The sequence below is a fragment of the Nostoc sp. genome (assembly GCF_036917815.1).
GTDB lineage: Bacteria > Cyanobacteriota > Cyanobacteriia > Cyanobacteriales > Nostocaceae > Nostoc.
In genome coordinates, this window is sequence record NZ_JBALEK010000086.1 from 49,626 (window position 1) to 70,741 (window position 21,116).

The window sequence follows — 21,116 nt, forward strand, 5'->3', positions numbered from 1 at the left end:
AGATACTCGATACTGGACAAGTTGTTGAGAATAGCGATCGCACATTATTGTAGCTTTGCTTGAGCAACAGCGATCGCAATCCGATAACTTAAGAAACACTTGGTATTGCCGAACGAATCGCATTAATAAAGTTTTCGGCATAATTCTGTGTTGAAAAATCGAGGGCGCGTTGCCTAGCAGCTACTCCCGCACTTTGGGCAAATTCTTGCTCGTCAAGATAGCGGAGAATTGCGATCGCTAATTTATCCGCATCGCCGTAAGGTGTTAATAGTCCATTCATGCCATCGGTAATAATCTCTGTCGGACCGCCAGCATTACCAGCAATCACAGGTTTACCCAGCGCCATCGCCTCAATAATCACAATCCCAAAGGGTTCTTTATCTGATGCATGCACAAATACATCCATCGCCTGCACCCACTCCGGGATATTACGCTGTAGCCCAGCCATAATGACTTGCTCTTTCAAGCCTAAAGCAGTAATTTCGGCTTTTAAAAAGTCTTCATAATCCGGTTCAAAATCGTGCTTACCGCCAACTACCACACAATGGGCATCAGGATACTTCTGTAAAATTTTAGGCATCGCTTGCACCAGTACGTGCATTCCCTTCCATCGTTGCAATCGTCCCACAATTCCAATCAACGGCCCGTGTAAAGGTAAACCCAGTTTCCGCCGTGCTTCTTCAGGAGTTGGCAAAGCATTCGGCTCAAATCGGTCTAATGCGACACCAGGATAAACCAAAGGTGTTGGTCTGTGAGGCCAAATTTCTGCTTGTGCTTGCTTACCATCTTGCGAGAGGGTAATAATTGCCCGCGCTGGAATTAAAGTAGCGATTCGCACCAACCAAGTCTTATCACTAGGTACTTCTAGTTGATACCACACAGCAGGTAAGCCCGCCAGCATTGCCGCCAAACCTCCAGATATATGTGTAATCCACATCCAATTAACAATTATATCTGCACCTTCGCGGCGGGCGATCGCCGCTATCCGAAAAACAGCGCCCACAAAACGGTGGATTTGGCGTAAACGTCCACTTTCCACAACTCGCGCATCAATACCGAGAGACTTTACTTGTTCGACCATCGGGCCATCTTCTAAAAATATCACCAGCCACTCAATACCAGCATTACGTCCCTGCTGTACCAAATCCCAAAGCATCATTTCACCGCCACCTCGTTGCTCGGCTAGTGGCATTACAATAATTACTTTCATAATTTATATCAGTCCTATTTAAGTTGTAAGATTTATCAGATTCTCGACTTCTCTAAGAGTCTCAAAGTCCCCCTTTTTAAGGGGAGCCACTGCGGTCTTGGGGTCTCCCCAAGTAGAGCAAGTGGCGTGGATTTAGGGGGATCTCTAAGGGTTAAGTGTATACAAAAAAACTTTTCAGACATCCTCTAAGAAGTCGGGATTTTGGGATTGCTATAGTATTTATGTCCTGCCATCGCCATAGCCAAAAATCCCCAAAGAATCATCCCGGCTACACTTAACATTCCACTACCAATAACTAGCTGTGTAGCAGAACTGATACCAATGGCGCGGGCAGCGCTGAGAAAACTATCGAAACGGCCTTCACTATAGCTGCTAACACTAATAATTAATAAGATTAATCCACCCATATAAAAAATGGCTCCAAACCAACCTAGGGTGAAAAACATATCTAAAATGCCACTATCAATCACCACCACTTCAATTTGACCAGTTTTTTCGTTGACTTTCCAGATATTTCCTAAGCCGTTACCTAAACCATTAGAAAGGGCTAAACCAAGGTTTTTGTCATAACTTCCCGATCTATCTTTAAAACTCGTATCGTCTTGAAGATTAGAAAAAGTTTCCAACCGGGCTGCTAAAACCCCAGAAATTGGCTGAATAGTTGCTAATGGTACAACACAAATTGCCATAACTACGATTATGGTAATTAAGCGCATTTGAATTCGCGCTTTTACTGAACCCATAATCATAATTATTCCAAATAACCAGCCTCCCCAATTAGTACGTGCTTGTGTCAATAAGAAGGACAAGTAACCAACAGCTGAAGCCGGAAAAATTAAACTTCCCGAACTGGTAAATAACAACAGCAACCCAGCTTGCATGACAGAACCAAAGGGACCGACTGAGTGCAATGTACTCCAGACCCGCATCCCGAAAGGTACAGGGTTTCCAGAACTCATGAATAGTTTTGATTGTATCAGCCAGTACCTATCCCACTCAGGAGCTACTACAAATTGATATACGCCATAAGTTCCTAAAATTAACACACACCAGAGGAATGTTCGCTGAAAGTTTTGGCGATAGCTGGGATAATCTCGCCAGTTGATAAATAAGTGAAAAGCGAAAATAATTGGACTGAGCCAATCCATCAATCCGCGTGCTACAGGGATAGGTGGGTTGTAAATCAGACCGACTAAAAAGCCGTAGAACACTCCGATAAAAGCCATAACAAAGGGCAAACCGCCTTTCCGAGAGGCGCTAGGAAAGTGTCGCAAAAATGTTGCTATGGTAACAAACACCACTAAATAGGGTGCTATGAGCATTTGACGGGTAGCATCCCAGCCCACTCGATAGTCAACTAAGCGGGTAGCTAAGGGTGTGAGAAACCAGATCCACCAGGTAAAGCTGATGTAGAGAATGGGATGGCGCAAGTATAAAAATATGCCTACTGCTAAAGCTGTGACTGGGTAAATTAGGCGTAATGCGGCAGTAGCACCAGCAAAATAGCAAACTACAGTTAGTAGTATAAAGCCTGCGATCGCCATCCAACCCTGTTGCGATCGCTCTTCAGGAGAATAGCTTTCTTGTAAAAAACTATTGAAAAGTATCTGCTTAGAATTCATTCAATTTTAGATTTTTGATTTACCAATGCTAACTAGTACAATGTCTAAGGAACGTGGATTTATTAACTTACAATTCTTTGTAGGTTGGGTGAAGCGACAGCGTAACCCAACATTAGATTACAGAAATTAAGAGTTGTACTTTATTTAATTCACATTACTAAGGGATTTCAAATAAAAAAATACTCAAAAAACTCTCTCCTCCTTATTACTCTGTGTTCTCTGTGCCTCTGTGGTTCGTTCATTTAGATAATTTATTTCTTGTCAGTCCCTAAGCTAATTTTTAAGGGTTGTATTAAGGACTTTAGTGATTATAAAATAAGGACTAAAGTCCTTACCCAACGGGAAAGTTAGTCGCTCATGGGGGAAACCCCCAGACGCTCTCTACGAGACGCTAAAAGCGTAGCTTGCTTCCCTGTAAGGGTACGCGGACTCGCTTGCCGCCGGCGCTATCGCTCTTAGCGTCTCCCCTTCTCACATTGGGAGAGGCTAGCGCCAAGGGAGAAGACCGCGCTAACTCACTACGAACTTGCTTACCCATCAATTTAAACTTGACAGACCACTAGAGCTAAGAAGAAATTGAATTACGAATTACGAATTGTTTATATCCTTGCCAACGCCCACGCCAAGATGCCAGCAACTTCTTACCCGCCAACTGCCCTTGGCTAGGTAAAAATCTCAGCCATTGTACTAAGCCCAAACTATCGCAAGTACCCACGAATATTGCCCAGAATAAAAATATCATCCGGCGGATAAATGGCAGATGTTCTAATAAAACTAGAGTTTCATTATGGACTAAATTAATAAAGGCAATTTCATTAAAATTATTTCGCTGATCTTCATCAAAACGTTGTGCGGGATAGTGATCTACGGCAACATTCGGATCGTAAATTATTTTCCAACCAGCCCGTTTTAATGTGAGAGTGAATGCCATTTCAAAGTGTACCTGCGCTCCAGTCCCGCGCATCCGCTCATCAAAGCGCAGTTGTCCCATTGCTTGGGTACGAAAACTCATGTTTACGCCCTTGAGAATATCGACTTCACGGGGTTCTCCCACTCCCAGGTGATGGTTGCCAATCACTCGCCCAAACCATTGCAACTGTCCCACTACTGAGCGGGATTCGTCTTCTAATTTGTTGCCGTGGTGTACCCAATCACGCCCTCCCAAACCGCCGAGGCGATGATCTGAGGTAAAGTAAGCGGCGATGCGCTCTAACCAATCTGGGTGAGGTGCAGCATCATCATCAGTAATGGAAACAATATCGCCCTCCACTGCTGCTAGTCCGGCGTTGAGGGCTGCTACTACGCCCGGTTGTGTCACTTTCACACTATGTAGTGGCAAGTTCTCCGTGTTTAATTGCGCCAGGAATTGCCAAGTTTCTTCATCTGTATCGCGGACAACCACTATTACCTGATCAACGGGTTTAGTTTGCTCCTGTAGCGCCAAAAGGCAGCGTGATAGGTCTTGTGGACGGCGATAAGTTGGTATGAGAACGGTGTTCCGCATTCTTGCTTAACTCCTCGAATAGATCCACATAAGTTTGTGCCATAGTAGTCCAGCTATATTGTTCTGCCACAGAGCGAGCTGCTTGCCCCATCTGTTGCATTAGCTGGGAATCGCTCACTAAAGACATCAGCGCCATAGCCAAAGCGTCGATATCATCTGAGTTGGATAAGACGATGCCACATTCTGGTGTCACCAACTCTGCACCTCCGGTAGCTGTGGTAGTAATTACCGGCAGTCCTGAAGAAAGTGCTTCTAACAATACGAGGCTACAAGCTTCGTATCGGGAAGGAAAAATAAATAAATCTACTGACCGCATAATTTCGGGGATATCACGTCGAAATCCGACAAAATGCACGCGTTGACTTAACCCCAATGATGCTGCTAGCTGGGGGAAGGGGCTACCTTCGATATGACCCACCACCGCCAAATGTAAATGGGGAACTTTCGCCAAGGCGTGTAGTACTGTGTCTAAATTCTTCCTGGGTGTGCGGATATCTCCGGCGAACAGTGCTAGGGTAACGTTCTCTGGTAAACCTAATTTTTGGCGATTGCTTTCACCAGGGGTAAACTCTTCTAAGTCAACGCCATTGACGATTACGCGAATGCGAGAACGCGGTACACCAATGTTGACTAATTCCTGAGCCACCTTTTCCGATACAGCTACCACAACCTGCGCTTTTTGGAAAGCTTGTTTTTCCCAACGCGCATTAAAAGCCGTAAACAGCCATTGGTAAAAACCATATAAATCTCGGCGGTTACGGGAAATATGAACAGGCGATCGCAACCACGAACTGTGGACAAAATGTACAGCATTTACATCAGCCGCAGCCAGATTAATTGCTCCATTGACTTTAACTAAATCAATTTCAGAGCGATGTTTACCCAACCAATCTGCACTTTTTTGAGCAAAGATAAAATTACGCACAAATTCAGTTGGATAGCCTTTAACTGGAATTTCAATCCAATTAACCTGGCTATTATCTTCTAGTTCTGGTGCAACTTCACTAGCTAATAATGTCAGATCATGACCACGACGAATTGCTTCATTAGCAACCTCATAGTTTACCCGACCCTGACCATCACCTTTTTTGATTTTATGAGTAACAATACAAAATTTCATACACTATCTTCCTTAAGAATAGACCTATTGCAAAAATCCTTTAATCACCCCTCCCCAACCCTCCCCTTGTGAAGGGGAGGGAGCAAGATTTCAAGTTTCCCCCCTTTATAAGGGGGGATTCAGGAGGGTATATTCGACTTATGTAAGAGGTCTTATTTAGATAATCCTATTAACTTATTCGCTAAAAATTGCGGAGTGAAACTAAGACTTAGTGCCGCCATAGTTCGCACATTAAACTTTTGTTTTTTCAATGCCTGCCAAAAATAAGAACGTGCTGCGGCTATCTGTTCACTTCGTAGCAAACCAATTCCTAAAGTCGTATTAGCTTCTAACCATTTCTGTTGAAAATAAGTTCTAAATTCCTGTAGACGAGCATCTTCCATAAAGACTTGATAGCAAAACATTTCGCTTTTAGCTTTGCGGATTTTTGCCTGCATATTTCGACTACCACTGAGCATAGTATCAGTTTGCTCGTGGGCACGATATCGCGTCAATCTTTCTGGATAGTAGTAAGCACCACGACCAGATATACAGCAAAGGTAGGTTAAATATAAATCCCACATCCCGCTAACTTCTGGGGGAATATTATCCCAATCCACAAAGTTATTCCGAATAATACAAGATGCAGCAGTCGGTATACTTTTATCTATTAACCCAATTTTATAGAAAGGTTGATGAATTCCTGGTGTTAATTTATCTCGCTTGTAAGCGCGTGTATTTTCTTCAGTTCCAACATCATTAATTATGCCATTAGCATCTATGATATATTGGTCACAAAAAGCGATAATTAACTCAGAATTTGCTTCTAGTGGTGGTACAAGCTTTGCTAAAAAGTCTTCATTCCACATATCATCATCATGGAGACTAGCAACATATTTACCTTTCGCCATCTTGAAGCCATGTTGCTGATTAGCTAACATCCCGACATTTTGCTGATGTCGCCAAAATCTGATGCGTGAATCACCAAAAGATGCGACAATAGCTTGGATATTTTCTGAACTACAATTATCAGAAACAATAATTTCAATATTTTGATAAGTTTGTTTTATCGCACTAGCGATCGCTTGCTTAAGATACTCTGGTCGATTATAGGTGGGGATAATAACGCTGACTAAAGGTTGTTGGTATTCTAGATGCGATGACATATTTTTATTCCTTTATATTTTATAAGTAGAAGATTAGCAAAATAAGTACAATTTGGCATAAATTCGTGGCGGGTTGAGATTTAAACGCAGAGGAACACAAAGACTTAATCAAGGTAATTTTTTGCGCTACGAATTTCTGAAATTATGTACTAGGCTTACTTAGGTTGAGGGATGCTATATCTATATAAGTTTTTTGCTCTTGAAGGAAATTCAGCTATTGTTTTTGCATAAATTGTTTGCAGATTATTTACATGAGCATCCATTGTAAATTCTTTCATCAATAAAGCATGACCTTGTTCACCCATATCTCGGCTTTTTTGGTGATCTTTATACAAATCATGAATAGCATCAACCAGCTTTTTGATATTATTACCTGGAACAAGAATACCCGTTTCTCCATCTCGTAAATGTTCGGGAATTCCGCCGACTGCACTACCAATTACAGGTCGATAACGAGCATAAGCTTCCATAGTCACAAGACCGGCAGGTTCAGGCCAAACACTGGGAAAGATGACTGCAAAACACTGTTGATAAAGTTTATTTACTTTGTCAGGATTGCACCAACCATGCCAAGTTATGCGGTTATTCAATCCGAGTGTGGTTGCTAACTTTTCTAAGCGTGGTCGTTCCCAGCCTTCACCTGCGATATCAAGTTGAATTTGCGGGTCTGTATGTATTAAGCTTTTGAGTAACCATTCCAGACCTTTATCAGGAACAATTCGACCAACAAACAAAATTCGATGATTTTGATGGACTGCTAAACTAAGAGGTGTAGTTGGTGTTTGTGGTACAGATATACCACAGTGTAGAGTTACAGTTTGTTCAGGAGGTACACCATTTTTAATCAACTCTTCCCGGACATATTCACTATTAGCAATGAAAGTAATTTTGATCTTTTTTAAGATATCTAATAACTGATGAGTATTTTGAAGTTCTCTAAGAGTTCTTAAAGGTTTACGGCTACCACACTTATCTACTAATTTACCCCAGGTACAACCTAAGTAAGAAAAGTTGCGATCGCAGATTGTCTTCTGTCCTGCTAAATATTTTGTACCACTAGGGCAGTACAATGAGTGATTATGAACGCTGAAAACGGTAGGACACTCGCCTGTAAGCTCCAAGAGCAAATCTGGGCTGTGAATGTGCAGCAATTTGAACTGGCTTTGATCGATATTCTTGAGCGATTTTAGCACGCGATCGCTAACATCAGAGGGTCGATGTTCAAACAGCGAAGCTAAATAAGTTTCAACACCTCCGCCGTCACCTACGTCAAAATTTGAGCATTGGTAAATCAGGTCTTTATCAAAAAAATCCCTGTCTAATTGTTTCTCATTTTGCTTGGCATCATTGATTAAGTTAGGCATTATTCACCAATTATTCTCACGTAATTATTAATAATATTGCTCATAAAAATAGAGGCTAAACCTCATATTCTATATGCCAACATTAAACCAAAACTTGTGTCTGACATCACTAACATAATGCCTTAGAGCATTTTTTCTACTTGCAAATTTATCTGGATAGATAAACTGGTCTTCTACATTAAGAACATATTTATTTGAGCATAGAGGCTCACCATGATTATGGTGCATTGTCAAATGCACAATTGTTTGTTCCGTAAAATAAGTGGGATTATCTTGAAGATTTGCTAAACGTTCAATAGCAAAACTCCAGTCAAATTCATGCCTAAATAATATAAATCCACCATTTACTGGATTTGACTTCTCGGAATCATCATAAATAATTCGCTCGTCTAGTGAGCTAGAACAATCAGGTAGATAAAGAGAGTGTTTATCATCAGACTTACTCAAATTAATTAAGTCAACCCCGCCGGGAAAAAATAAAATATCTGAATCAGTGTAAATCGTAGTTCCATTAACAGGAATTGACATTAATGCCGATAATTTTTTGCCCATTGGATGCAGTTGGGCATAATCAAGAACACATTGAGGTAAATCCGTTCTCAGGAAGTTTTGTAAAAGTATTACCTGAACGCAAGGATGAATACGGTGGAGTAAATTACAACTAGAATCAGTGTAGCTGCCATCAGAAACTACAGTGAATGTATCTGGAATGCCAACATGACGAATGAAGGAGCGAATACTTGCCACTTGTTCTGGCAAATCGCGTTCACATGATAAGGCATAGACACTTATGGGAACTTGTCGAGTTTGTTTGATGGGGATGCTGACAATCTGAGAAAGGGCTGCTTTATATAGAGATCGATTAAATTTACCCTGAATTTTAGCAGTGTGGTAGCCTAGATTTACCATTTTTTTCCCTTGTTAAAGCTATAAATAATTGAGGAAGCTACGTAATTCGTAATTTACGAATTACGAACTTGTACTGAGCGCAACCGAAGTATTACGAACTATGGTATTGCATATTGTGATATTCCCAAAGCTTGCCTTTGATTTCCAATAGTTCTTGATACTTGCCTTGTTCTACTATGCGTCCATGTTCTAAAACTACAACTTTATCTGCTTTAGAAATGGTAGAAAGACGGTGAGCGATCGCAATTACTGTTTTCCCAACAGATAGCTTTTCTAATGAATCTTGAATTAACCGCTCAGATACAGAATCTAAGGCACTAGTTGCTTCATCCAAAATCAAAATTTCTGGGTTCCGCAGTAAAGCTCGTGCAATAGCAATTCGCTGTCTTTGTCCTCCAGATAATCTAACACCCCGATCTCCTAATTGGGTATCAAAACCTTCGGGCATTTCCAAAATAAATTCTAATGCATTTGCTTGTTTAGCAGCTTCTTGAATTTCATCATTAGTTGCTTGTGGAGTGCCGTAAGCAATATTCTGCCAAACATTAGTATTAAAGATAAAAGTATCTTGACTGACGACAGCTATTTTGCGACGTAGAGAGTTAATTTCAAACTGCCGCACATCAATTTCATCAATGTAAAGATTTCCATCTGTAGCATTATAGAATCGGGGAATTAAATCAGCAACAGTTGTTTTACCAGCACCAGAGGCTCCGACTAGTGCTGTCATTTTTCCCTTTTCAATAGTTAGGGTAATATTATGCAGGACTAGATTTTTATCGTCGTAACCAAAATCTACAGATACTAAGTTTATTGACCTTTTTAAACCCTTAAACTTAAGCTTTCCATTCTGGAAATAATTTTTGTCGTCACTTTTCAAGAGGTTTTTAATGTTGTCTGCTGAACCATGTAAAGTACTGAGAAAAGCTCTAGTTCCGTTAATATCTTGAACGAATGGAATAAAGCGAAATAGCACAAAGAAAAATGTTAGTAAAGAAGCAACTTGTAGGGTTCCATTAGTAACCAGGGTAGTGAATGCCAAAATAATCATTCCGACCAACACTGTTGTAGCTACCCCTTCAGCAATTGGTTTGACAAGTGTCCAAGTGAAGACAACTTTGGTCGTAGTACTTACTATCTTGTCGCTAGCTTTGTAGTAACGCTGGCGCTCAAATTCTTGAGTACCGCAGGAGTGAACAGTGCGAATGCCATTAATAAATTCTACGGCTGTTGAGGTAAAATTAGCATTAGCAGTTGTCAGACCAAAACTTGATTCTCTGACCCTGGCATTTAGATTGGATAATCCTACACCTAAAAGTGTAAATAATAATGCTGAAATTACTGTTAGCTGCCATGATATCAAAAACATTGATATTAAGTAGACAACAGTTGTTAGTCCTCTAGTAAATAAAAAGGCTGCGCCACTAAAACCCTGTCTGATCCTTTCGATTTCTGTAGTAATTGTGTTAATTAGCTCACCAGAACGAGTTTTAGAAAAGTAACTTAGTGATAAAGATTGTAATTGCTCAAAAATTTGCTTGCGTAAGCGATCGCCAAGATTAAGTTGAGATAGTTCAATATAGACTTGTGAAAAATAATTGAAGGCAACACGTAACCAAGTACTCAATAAAATCAGCAAAGATACGCGGTATAGACGATTAATCGCCGATGTCTTAGCTCCCAAAATCCAAATATCAAACCATTCTATTCCTGTATGGACAGGTTGAGCGTTGGGAGTGGTTAAGCTTTGCAAAAAGGAAAGCAAGAAACCAATACTCACACCTTCAAAAGTTGCCGCTAGAACCGAAAAGATTAGAGCTAAAATTGCAATTTTGCGAAAGTGCTTAAATTCTTGTAATATCAAATAGTTTTCCTGCCAAAAGCTGGTAGCTTTGAGAAAATTACCGAGTGGTTGAGGAAGTTTGAAATGCATGGATTTTATAATAATAGTTTGGCAAGGTAGATAGACCGCTTTTTGCTTTACCCCAAGTGCGGTAGATGAAATCATCAGTTACCGCACAGATAAATTACAGTGTTTGACTATCCAGATGTAACAGGTGAGACTGTGCCTCTACTTCCCACGAAGCTGTAATTTCTGGTAGTTTATTTAGCTGTATTGCATCTTCCAAAGTCCAACAACAAGATCCGGTTAAACTCATATCACCCCGCAGGATATTTAATAACTGGGGCAAATTGTCAAGACCGTATTTACACATCCAACGCCCTAGCGGTGTGATGTTGTGCTTTGTAGTTGTGCAAAACCTCATCGCCCGAAAGAGTTTACCCCGTTTTCCAACCCGCCACTCACGACAAAAAAGTGATCCTGGTGAGTAAACCTGCATTAATACAATCAATCCCAACATGAGCGGACTTACTAATAGCAGTAACACGCAAGCAGCAATCCAATCAATTAGTCTTTGTAATTGTCTCCAGGGTTGGTTAGATAGTTTATTGCCAGCAGGTATGCTTAGGAATATTGGTTTTTGAGCTTCTTCACACGCATCTGCCCAAAACCTGACCAAAGCTTCACCCAGTTTTGCATCTATGCTTACCAAACTTACAGGAGAATGTTGTAAGCATTCTACTAGCGATCGCTTACTATCTAATGAAGGCAGATATGGTTGTTTAACTAGTCCACGCGGCTTCACCAACAGCTTACCCCGTCGCCAATACAGTGTGCAGTACCCAGAGCGATTACCTTGGTGTTGCTGGGTTACATCATATAAATTCTCTAGAGTTGGAATTATTGAAGTTGTCATACGTCTTTGGGATTATACAGGAGTGAATTGCTGAAGAGTTATCAAAGGCTATCAATGCCAAAGACCCAAATCCAAATCTTGTTGTAAGTCCAAAAAGTTGGAAATATTCGTAATTCGTCAGATGTAGTCTAAACCCCAGTTTGAAACAAAGCTACCTGTGGAGTTGGGGGGTCATAAACCCTACACTTAATTACGAGCAACTTTACTATTAACATTCATGGGTAAATCATGATTTTCCGGGAACTACTGACAGTAGAGAAATGTAGAGGGAAATTACCCATGAATCTATATCTACGTTTAATTACGCTGAGGTGTTCACAATTCGGCAGATTTAACAAAACCAGTCTACTCTTGTCTTTTAGCCTTTTTGAAGCTGCTTTAATCTCTACAATATAAGACTATGTAGAAATAGCGATCGCTCAAATAAATTCTTTATTTACTCTTTAAAGAGCCAGTGATTTCTCTGATAACCCATAAAGATAGCATAAATATACTGAATTTATCCTGATCGCAACAAAATTAAATTCTGTTCATTACCTCGTTCCCAGTCTCCGACTGGAAATGCCCCTCATTGGGGCTGCCGCCTCCCTGACTCGCGGCAGAGCCACTTTTGATCTGCATTTCCAGCCAGAGGCTAGAAACCAAAAAGATCCCCGACTTCTCTAAGAAGTCGGGGATCTTTCATCTTGCGGTACTAGTTATTTTTCCACACCTTGACGTAGAGCTAATTGCTGTTGTTTAATATAAGGTACGTAATTACTACTAGAGTTTGATACCCCATTAGCTACAACCCCAATCAGATTTAACTTACTTAACATCGCTGTCGCTTGAGTCAACTGACTTCGCGTGACAATCCCAATGCTTGCCACCATGACCACGCTACGACAAGATGATGCGGTAAGCATGGCATCCACCAAGCCGAGAACTGGGGGAGCATCTATCAGTATCAAATCATAGTTTTCCTCAAATGCTGCCATTAATTGCATCATCCGAGGCGAACTCAACAGATTCGCTGGGTCAGCAGGTTTGGGGCCAGCAGTCAAAATGTCAATGTAGGCGGAACCTGAGTATTGAAGACTAATTTGGTTGGGTAGAGTTGTATCACTGGCCAGTAGAGTTGAAAGCCCCTGTTCATTAGGAAGATTCAATTGTTCGTGCAGACTAGGATCGCGTAAGTTGGCATCAATTAGCAACACCTTTTTGTGTAAACGCGCTGCACTCATTGCCAAACCCAAAGCTAAAGCTGATTTACCCTCATCGGCTAAAGCCGAAGTAATCATCAGAGATTTCAAACTTGTAACAGTATTTAAAAGTTCAATGTTTTTGTAAATCAGATCCAGCGATTCCCAACGCGGTGGAGATTGCAATACCTGAATTGTCCAGGGAGCGAGAACTTCTGGCTTGCCAAAAGGCAATTTGATCATTGATTCTTTGGGTTTGGCTGGCGGTAATTTCGGAGTTGTTCCCAACAACGGTATAGCCATTTGCTTCTCTAATTCAGCAGTGGTGTGAACTGCATCATCAGCCGATTCCCGAATAAAGGCAGCAATGCCTCCTAACATAAACCCAACCACTCCACCTAACAACAAGTTCTGTTGAAGATTGGGACCTAATTGTGCGCCTTTTTGGGGTTCTTCTACCACTTCCCAATTAAATCCACCCTTGGAAAGTTCTTGCCGTAATTGTTGCTCTGCTCTTAAAAGCTGCTCTAATCTTTCACGACTAAATTGTAACTGCGGTAGCATTCGATTGTAATAAGCTAGCAGAGGTGGGAAGCGTTTAATTTCAAGACGCAGTTCGTTTTCTTTCTGAGCCAAAGTTTGATCGCGAGCAGTTAAAGCAACTATATTTGTCTGCGTTTCTACTAACTGACCAGCAAGGCTAAGATCAATTTGCCCAAGCTGTCCTCGTTCGAGAAGAGAATCTCCAGAAGTGAATCCCCCAGAAGATTGTCCGCCTAAAGTTCTTCCTACCTCTTGTTGCAATAACTCCTTCTGGCTCTGAAGCTGTTCTTTAAGTTTTTGCACACTCGGAGTTTCATCTGTAAAGCGTAATCGTTCTTGTGCTAGTGCTAGTTCGCTTTTTTGGATTTCGTTTAGTAAGCCTTGATAGCGAGTAGATTGACTCAGACGAGAAGCAACTAGAGCATTTTGGGGAGAACGGTTAAGTTGTTCTTCTAAAGACTTTTGGCGTGCCAAAGCTTCCTCATATTGAGAACGAGTTGTCTGTCGTTCTTGGGCAATAGTATTCAAACCTGTCTCAATCGCTTTCGCCTGTGACTCTGGATCAATTAAGTTCTGATTTCTGCGAAACCTTTGTAAATTTGTCTCAGCCGCATTTACTTCTTCACTGGCTTTACTTAACTGTTCCCTAATAATTTGCAGACCTTTTTGTAAACGCGAATTCTGCTGTTCTTTGTTATATTCCACATAAACTTGTCGAATTGCACCCAGAACTTTTTGGGTCTTTTCTGGATCTCCAGCAGTGTATTCAACTTGAAAGATTTTAGTAGCGACATTATCTTCTTTGCTCCTTAATTGAGTTAAGACCAAAGAAGTTTTAATTTCAGCTGAACTTATATCTGGATAGTCAGACTGAAGTTTTTCAACTGCTTTTTGGATGAGTCCCGAACTTTGCATCAAGTTAAGCTGGGTTGCAGTATCTATAACCACATTAGAGTCTGTAAACTGGTTGTCTAACCCAGCACCTTCTGTCTTACCTTGATAGTTAGGTTCTACTAGCAGTTGCATTGAACTTTTATAAGTCGGTTTTGTCTTAAAAGTTACTACGCCTGCAAGAGCTACAGAAGTAATTAATACTGCTAAGAACCAAGGAAATCTCCGTATAAGTACAGCAAATAATTGTCCGTAACCTGCTTCACTTTCAGAAGTTGGAGTTATATGAGGATTTAGACTAGCTTGAACCACTTTTATTATCCTTGTCTTTTCTACGAAAGGCTGCGCCAACGAGATTTACGCTAAGAGATTCTCCGAAGAATACCTATTTTTTTACGAACCGCCAACGCGCAGCGTCTCGTTAGAGAAGGAGGCCAAGGAGGAGAGAGAAAATAAATAGGTAATCTTATAGTGAGAAGAGATTAACAAATCAAATGAATAATTGATGCACGCCACAAGCCTGATTAATAATTTGCTCGACCTTACCAAAGAATGCATTTTCTGAAAAGTTTGCTACTGCATGATTACGGATGCGATCGTAATCCCAAGAAATGCCATTAGCTTCTAGTAATGCAACTTGTAATGATTCCGGTGTTTGCCTTTTGAAAAAGACTCCTGTTTCACCTGGTATTTGAGTATCTAATACTCCACCTGCTCCATAAGCGATGACTGGTGTACCACTAGCATTAGCCTCTACTGGGACTAATCCGTAGTCTTCTAAGGCTGCGACAATAATAGACTTGGCTTTGGAAAACAAGTCTTTGCGGGTTTTATCACTTACGTGTCCCAAGAACTCAATATTTTGTAATGCTTTGGATTTTAACCGGGCTTGTTCTGGCCCGTCACCTGATATTAATAACCGCCACCCTAGCCAGTTAAAAGCTTCGACTATTATATCAAGTCGCTTATAACTGATCATCCGAGCGGAGGCAAGATAATATTCATCTTTTATATCTGAAAAAAGAAATTTACTAGTATCAATTGGATAGTTCACCATCATTGCCTTTTTGCCATAAATATTTTCAATTCGGCGGGCAACAACACTCGAATTAGCAATGTAAAGGTCAGGTTCCTGTGCATATTTCAGGTCTACCTTTCTCATTACTTGGAATACTTGTTCAATTAAAGGAGCAAAATATCTGTAGTCTCCGTACTCTCTTAAATAAGTTGCTGTATCCCATAAGAAACGGGTGACATTATGGCAAAAACAAATGTGGCGGGCATTAGGGTTTTTTCGCACTGCTTTGGCAAAGCTGGTGCTACTGCTAATAATTAAATCGTAATCTTGTAAATCTAAGGCTCGAAAGGCAGGAAAATATAGAGGAGCCATCGACCTGAAATATTTTGCTGCACCAGGAATCTTTTGTAAAAAGGTTGTGTTGACTATGCGATCGCCTAAGTCAATAGTTTTTTGGGGATCGTACAAAGATGTGAAAATATCTGCTTCGGGATAGCGCTTACAAAGCAGTTCAAACACACGCTCTGCCCCACCTCGCTGGGTTAAATAATCATGGACGAGAGCAATTTTCATGAATTTGACCTAAAGTTTCGATCAGGTTTGTTTCAACGCTCCCCAGCAAGTTACTATCAACAACTTTAGTTAAATGGGCGGTTAGAAACCGCACCTACACAGGGAAAACCCACCGACCTGGGTTAAGAACCCTTGATTTTGTATTAGTCCGCGCAGGCGGACTTTGTTTGTGTAGCCGCGAATTCTATTCGCCCTGCTTTAGTTAAATCGGCGGTTAGAAACCGCGTCTACACGAGGCTTTACCCACCGACCTGGGTTTCAAACCCTCAATTTTTCCTTAGTCCGCGCAGGCGGACTTCGTTTGTGTAGCCGCGAATTCTATTCGCCCTGACTCTACGCCCCTACAGCCAATTCATTTGTTGCAAATATTTTTGAAACCGATATTAGGGACTTCCAACAAATAAATTATCCAATCTTGTGGGGTGGGCAACATGAGCGTCTTTGGCTATGGGCACTCGTGTCGCCCACCCCACAAGAAGTAGTTGAGTATTTTTTTATTTGTCAGTCCCTTATCCAACTGCTACTAAGATTTTTTCTGGAGCGAAATAGGTGTTTTGCTCAGTTCGGAGTTGGTCGCAAAGTCTGCCTTCAGGTAATTCTACATCCTCATAAGTGAGGACTTGATCTTTAGAAATATCTCGTTTGAGGCGACACCCTTCTGCTAAACCGATTGGTAGAAGATTTTGCTGTTGGACGATATCGGAATTTTCACATTGTCCGTAGGTCATGTAGTAGCCGATGCCGTCTAAGGTTTCTCCTGCTTTCAGGTCGATTTTGGCGGTGGTGACAACATCTACTAGCGGGCCTGCTAGTGGAGACATAACGGCATCACCGAATAGGACAGCACGCGCTACGGACAAGGGAACTTCAAAATGACAGAGGTGATAAGGAGTATAGAAGCTGTAAAGTGGGCCTTCGCCTAATTTGTATAAGTTGAGATAGTGGCGTTGCTTGGGGTCGTCGTGTGTGGCAAATACATATACGCCTGGGCCGGGTTTGGCTCCAACTACATAATCGACAATGCCGCCCAGTTCCTTGAGTTGTTCAACATCATATAACTGGGTCATTTCATCGACAGAACCGTTGAAGTCATATCCTAGCATTCCCCGTTTGGCGACTTTCATGCCTGTGGCATTGGCAACGATCGCTTGCTCGAAGGAAATTTTAGTTCCGTCGGCGAAGCTAGCCACCATGTGGGGCTTTTGACCCCAACGTTTAGCAAATCCTTCCTGGGTGGTGGGATTGCGATAGGGGTCTTGAAGTCCTTTAATGTTACCGCATAATAAGGGAGTTAAACCAATGCTTTTGACAAAGCGGTAAAGGTTCATTTGTACCCCTGGCTGATCGCCATCACAGGCGCTGAGAATCACACCTGCTTTGTCGGCATACACTTTGAGGATGGGGCCAATGGTGCCATCGAGTTCAGCATTCATCATGATCACATGCTTGCAATGGGCGATCGCTTCCATAACGATGTGAGCGCCAAATTCCACTGCACCTGTGACTTCGATTAATGCATCGATGCCTTCAGCTCGACACAGTAACTTAGCGTCTTCTGTGACTGCATACTTTCCGTTAGCGATCGCATCTTCTAATTCGCTGACAGTTGCAACAACTTGGATATCTTCAATTCCTGCTTCCGAATAAGCTTGTTTAGCTGCATCAATCTGACGATTGGAGATAGCAACTAACTCCATTCCTGGCACTGAATTGACAATTTGGTTGGCAATTCCTCGACCCATAAAACCAGCACCAATCATTCCCACTTTGATAGGATTTCCTGCTGCTGCTCTGGCTCGTAAGGCGCGATCGATAATAATCATGAACTAAACTCCTTTTTGGAACTGTTTATTATGATACAAATTCTCGATATTTTTGTACTTAATAATTTGTTACAGCTAAATTTTAAGTACATTTTCATAGGGAATTAGGATTTGCGACATCTTGCACCAAGTGACTAGAAGTCACGGCTACACAGGCAAAACCCGCCTGCGCGGGTTTGAAACCCTTAATCCTTAGTCCGCGCAGGCGGACTTGGTTTGTATAGCCGCGATTTCTAATCGCCAGGGCTAAGTACTAGCTGTTTGCTAGATGCTATAGAATCAGTCTGTTTTTCCTGACTGTGATTTTCGATAATTTGCTCCACAGCATTTCTGTAGGCTTGAGCAAACTTTTCTTTGGTATGATTTGCTCTTGCGTATTCCCATCCTTTAATAGACATCAGTTTTAGGTCTTCAACAGGCAAATTGGAAATACTTATAACTTTCGCCTTAATTTCTTCAAGGGAAAGATTATCGAAAATCACACCAAAATCGTAAACATCCACACCAGATTCATAGCTCAAAATCGGAATCAACCCAGCTTGTAAGCAACTGATTACCGCTCCTGACTGCCCTTCAGAAACGGAAGGGTAAACAAGCCCTAGACAGTTATTTGTAACCTCTATAAAGTCAGGACTACTAACATCAATCCACCCATAAGTGTGAATATTAGGTGTTTCGTACAGTTCTTTATAGAAAGCTTGCTCAAATTCTTTGTCATTACTCACCGGGCCACAAACTGTTAAATGGTATTCCGGCATTTGAGCAAAGGCATCTAAAACTAAATCTAATCCTTTGAGGACTAAAGCACTACCACCAAACCACAGAAAACGCTTTCTTACCGCTTCAAAATCTTTCTTGTCAGGATAGGGATAAACGACAGGCGAAGAAATTGGGATACGATACATTGGTTTGTTGGCATACTTGAATGTATCAGTTGTGAAATCGTTACCCAACACAATCGCACAATCAGCATATTCAATTCCCAAGTTAGGAACTTCAAATCGCTGTGGTTTTAAGGTTATGCCTTTGCGCTGTTGGAGTTCTAGAAGCCTGTTACATTCTGCTGCATTGCGAAACACCATATTAGCAATGTCAACGTGGAAAATCTTGACGCAATCTTTATTGAGTTTTGGTGCAAGGGCTTCCATTCGATGACGGATATCAATGAAAAATGCGTAGTCTTTTTGGGGAACGAATTTATCATTGTGGAACTGTATGACATCAACGTTATAGCCTAACTTTAAAAAAGTTTGGGCGATTTGCCAAACTTCCCAGTACCAAGTATGGTCATTAGGCATTGGCTGACCAGCTTTTAATAGGAATGGCTCAATCCGATAAGAAAGAAGTACATTTCCTTTGGAAGGCTGTTTAGGCTTTAGGGAAACAACCTGTAAGCTCTTAGCATAATTGATGCGAGCTTGGACTTTTTGAGATAAAAAAGAGATAGTATTACCGACACGAGATAGAATATTATTTGGCATTTATTTCTACCAGAATTAATTATTGTATTACCTCATGCAGAGGAGCCAGTGTGTTATGCGAGTTACCCGCGTTGAAACACCTGGCGCAGAAAAAGACTCTATAGTTATCTGGAAGCTGTACCGCCAACAGTCATCATTCTCAATAAAGGCCAATTTAAATCTTTCTCAGATATTTCAGTCATATCTAGAGGCCAATCAATGTTAAAGAATGGGTCGTCATAGCGTAAACCTCTCTCATACCCTGGCGTGTAAAATTCACCTACTTGATACACGACTTCAGTCTCATCTGTGAGTGCTTGATAACCGTGAGCAAACATTTCTGGAACATACAAAGCGCGGCGATTTTCTGGGGTTAGTTCTACACCAATATGTGATAGAAAGCTAGGAGATTCAGGACGCATATCAATAATTACGTCATAGATAGCGCCTTTAGTACAGCGAATTAATTTTGTTTCTGCGGCTGGTAGAACTTGATAGTGCATTCCCCGGATAGTACCTTTTTTGTAGTTAAAAGACAGGTTACATTGAGCAACTGTTGGCTTTAATCCGTGTGCTTCAAATTCTTGAGCGCAGAAAGACCGAGCAAAAAAACCACGGTGGTCTGGCTTTTCTTCTAAATCAATAATGAATGCGTCTTTAAGTGCGGTTTCGGTGAAAATCATTTGATTGCTTTGAGATGAATGTTGAGTAAAGAAATTAAACGAACCACAGAGGGCACAGAGAGACGAGAGTTTGAGAGATATTTTGTGTCAGTAATCTAGAAATTTCATCGGGTGTAATACCAATTTAATGTGAAGTTGCACATATCTTGATCCCCCTAAATCCCCCGATAAATTGGGGGACTTTGATAGATGTTTTTCCGGTTCCCCCCTTATTAAGGGGAGCGGGCGCGGTCTTCTCCCAAAGGGAGAGGCTAACGCCAAGGGGGTTTCCCCCATGAGCGACTGGCGTGGGCTTGGGGGGATCGAATTCTATGCAGCTTCATAAAAAATTGGTATAACTCCTTTCTTTCTCTTCCTCTGTGTTCTCTGCGCCTCTGCGGTCTACTGAAATTAGATATTCTTTCGGCGCGTTTTTAAGTCGAAGCTTTAATTGCATCTGATGCAGAACGTAACTCTACTCTGGGATAAGTATCATCCCAGTATTGGGTGCAGAGGTCTGGTCTTTCAGGAGGGTTAGCGGTGTAACACAAGAATAGTGTTGCTCGGTCTTCTGTGCGGACTGTGCCGTGATGCAAAGCATTTTTTGTATCTACAAGAATGACAGTACCTGCTGGGCCTGGGCAGGATTTCCAAGCTGATTTGGGGATAACTGGTTTTACTTGTTCATCGTCGATACCCATATAGCTTGACTTCCAAAGTTTGTAGTAAAGTCGAACATAATTCCAACTAAATAAGGAAGTTAAAGAGCGGGGAATATATTCAAAAGGCCCAGTTTTTTCTTCGACATCATTCAAGTAAATAATGATTTTGATAATCCGACGGTCTTCTGCATCGCTATGCCATAGCAGCGTCCCAAACTGATGTTTGTTATTGAAATCTTTGCGTAAATGTACACCATGAAAAGCGATAGGAAGACCAATATAATTTTCGATGATATTGAGAAGTCTTTTCTCCACTCCCCAGGCATAAAATTCTGGTAAACCTGTAACTGTGGAAATTTGTGGCAATTTTTCGTCTAGATGGTCGTTGTTGGGATTTTCCATCTCAGACAATTGATGGTGTGCAGCTTTGAGCAATTCGGAGCTAGAGTTGAACCCTAAATCTGCCAGTGTTGTGACGTAAACGCCATCTTTTTTGAGAGCATTAAGGATCTTGCGATCGCGTCCTTCCAATGCTGGCAGATTTCTGCTATGCTTCCAACGAGCTAGGTAATATTCAAAGTCAGAAGACAGTGTATATATTTTGCGTTTAATTGCATCAAACATTTCGTAAATCCCCTCTATTTGTAATGTATATTTATCAGTTATTTAG

16 protein-coding genes are annotated in these 21,116 nt (G+C 41.3%); all 16 read right to left on the reverse strand.

Going from position 1 to position 21,116, the window contains the following annotated elements; translation table 11 throughout:
- Positions 1 to 88 precede the first annotated feature (88 nt).
- Complete coding sequence (locus tag V7K97_RS25685) at positions 89 to 1,210, reverse strand: glycosyltransferase family 4 protein (protein WP_334803805.1); 1,122 nt, start codon at positions 1,208 to 1,210, stop codon at positions 89 to 91.
- A 185-nt stretch (positions 1,211 to 1,395) separates the two neighbouring features.
- Complete coding sequence (locus V7K97_RS25690; protein ID WP_334803806.1) at positions 1,396 to 2,832, reverse strand: O-antigen ligase domain-containing protein; 1,437 nt, start codon at positions 2,830 to 2,832, stop codon at positions 1,396 to 1,398.
- A gap of 391 nt (positions 2,833 to 3,223) precedes the next feature.
- Complete coding sequence (locus tag V7K97_RS25695) at positions 3,224 to 3,370, reverse strand: hypothetical protein (protein WP_334803807.1); 147 nt, start codon at positions 3,368 to 3,370, stop codon at positions 3,224 to 3,226.
- A gap of 27 nt (positions 3,371 to 3,397) precedes the next feature.
- Positions 3,398 to 4,336, reverse strand: a complete 939-nt coding sequence (locus V7K97_RS25700; protein WP_334803808.1) for a glycosyltransferase family 2 protein — start codon at positions 4,334 to 4,336, stop codon at positions 3,398 to 3,400.
- A complete protein-coding gene (locus tag V7K97_RS25705; RefSeq protein WP_334803809.1) occupies positions 4,254 to 5,456 on the reverse strand; it encodes a glycosyltransferase family 4 protein in 1,203 nt (400 codons plus the stop codon). The genes V7K97_RS25700 and V7K97_RS25705 overlap by 83 nt, the downstream gene beginning before the upstream one ends.
- Before the next feature lie 152 nt (positions 5,457 to 5,608).
- Entirely contained in the window at positions 5,609 to 6,601 is a 993-nt protein-coding gene (locus V7K97_RS25710) for a glycosyltransferase family 2 protein (protein WP_334803810.1), read from the reverse strand.
- A 155-nt stretch (positions 6,602 to 6,756) separates the two neighbouring features.
- A complete protein-coding gene (locus tag V7K97_RS25715) occupies positions 6,757 to 7,965 on the reverse strand; it encodes a glycosyltransferase family 4 protein (protein WP_334803811.1) in 1,209 nt (402 codons plus the stop codon).
- A 69-nt stretch (positions 7,966 to 8,034) separates the two neighbouring features.
- Positions 8,035 to 8,874, reverse strand: a complete 840-nt coding sequence (locus tag V7K97_RS25720) for a hypothetical protein (RefSeq protein WP_334803812.1) — start codon at positions 8,872 to 8,874, stop codon at positions 8,035 to 8,037.
- Between the two features lie 91 nt (positions 8,875 to 8,965).
- Positions 8,966 to 10,807, reverse strand: a complete 1,842-nt coding sequence (gene hepA / locus V7K97_RS25725) for a heterocyst formation ABC transporter subunit HepA (protein ID WP_334803813.1) — start codon at positions 10,805 to 10,807, stop codon at positions 8,966 to 8,968.
- Between the two features lie 94 nt (positions 10,808 to 10,901).
- Entirely contained in the window at positions 10,902 to 11,633 is a 732-nt protein-coding gene (hepC, locus tag V7K97_RS25730) for a heterocyst development glycosyltransferase HepC (RefSeq protein ID WP_334803814.1), read from the reverse strand.
- Between the two features lie 698 nt (positions 11,634 to 12,331).
- Positions 12,332 to 14,560, reverse strand: a complete 2,229-nt coding sequence (locus V7K97_RS25735) for a GumC family protein (protein ID WP_334803815.1) — start codon at positions 14,558 to 14,560, stop codon at positions 12,332 to 12,334.
- 178 nt (positions 14,561 to 14,738) lie between these two features.
- Positions 14,739 to 15,839 carry a glycosyltransferase gene (locus V7K97_RS25740; RefSeq protein ID WP_334803816.1) on the reverse strand — a complete coding sequence of 367 codons (1,101 nt, stop codon included), beginning with the start codon at positions 15,837 to 15,839 and terminating at the stop codon, positions 14,739 to 14,741.
- Between the two features lie 509 nt (positions 15,840 to 16,348).
- Positions 16,349 to 17,662 (reverse strand): NAD(P)H-dependent oxidoreductase, encoded by a 1,314-nt coding sequence (locus V7K97_RS25745; protein WP_334803817.1) that lies wholly within the window; start codon positions 17,660 to 17,662, stop codon positions 16,349 to 16,351.
- 233 nt (positions 17,663 to 17,895) lie between these two features.
- Positions 17,896 to 19,143 (reverse strand): glycosyltransferase, encoded by a 1,248-nt coding sequence (locus tag V7K97_RS25750; RefSeq protein WP_334803818.1) that lies wholly within the window; start codon positions 19,141 to 19,143, stop codon positions 17,896 to 17,898.
- Between the two features lie 104 nt (positions 19,144 to 19,247).
- A complete protein-coding gene (rfbC, locus tag V7K97_RS25755; protein ID WP_334803819.1) occupies positions 19,248 to 19,805 on the reverse strand; it encodes a dTDP-4-dehydrorhamnose 3,5-epimerase in 558 nt (185 codons plus the stop codon).
- A gap of 413 nt (positions 19,806 to 20,218) precedes the next feature.
- Complete coding sequence (locus V7K97_RS25760; RefSeq protein WP_334803820.1) at positions 20,219 to 21,070, reverse strand: phytanoyl-CoA dioxygenase; 852 nt, start codon at positions 21,068 to 21,070, stop codon at positions 20,219 to 20,221.
- Between the last annotated feature and the right edge of the window lie 46 nt (positions 21,071 to 21,116).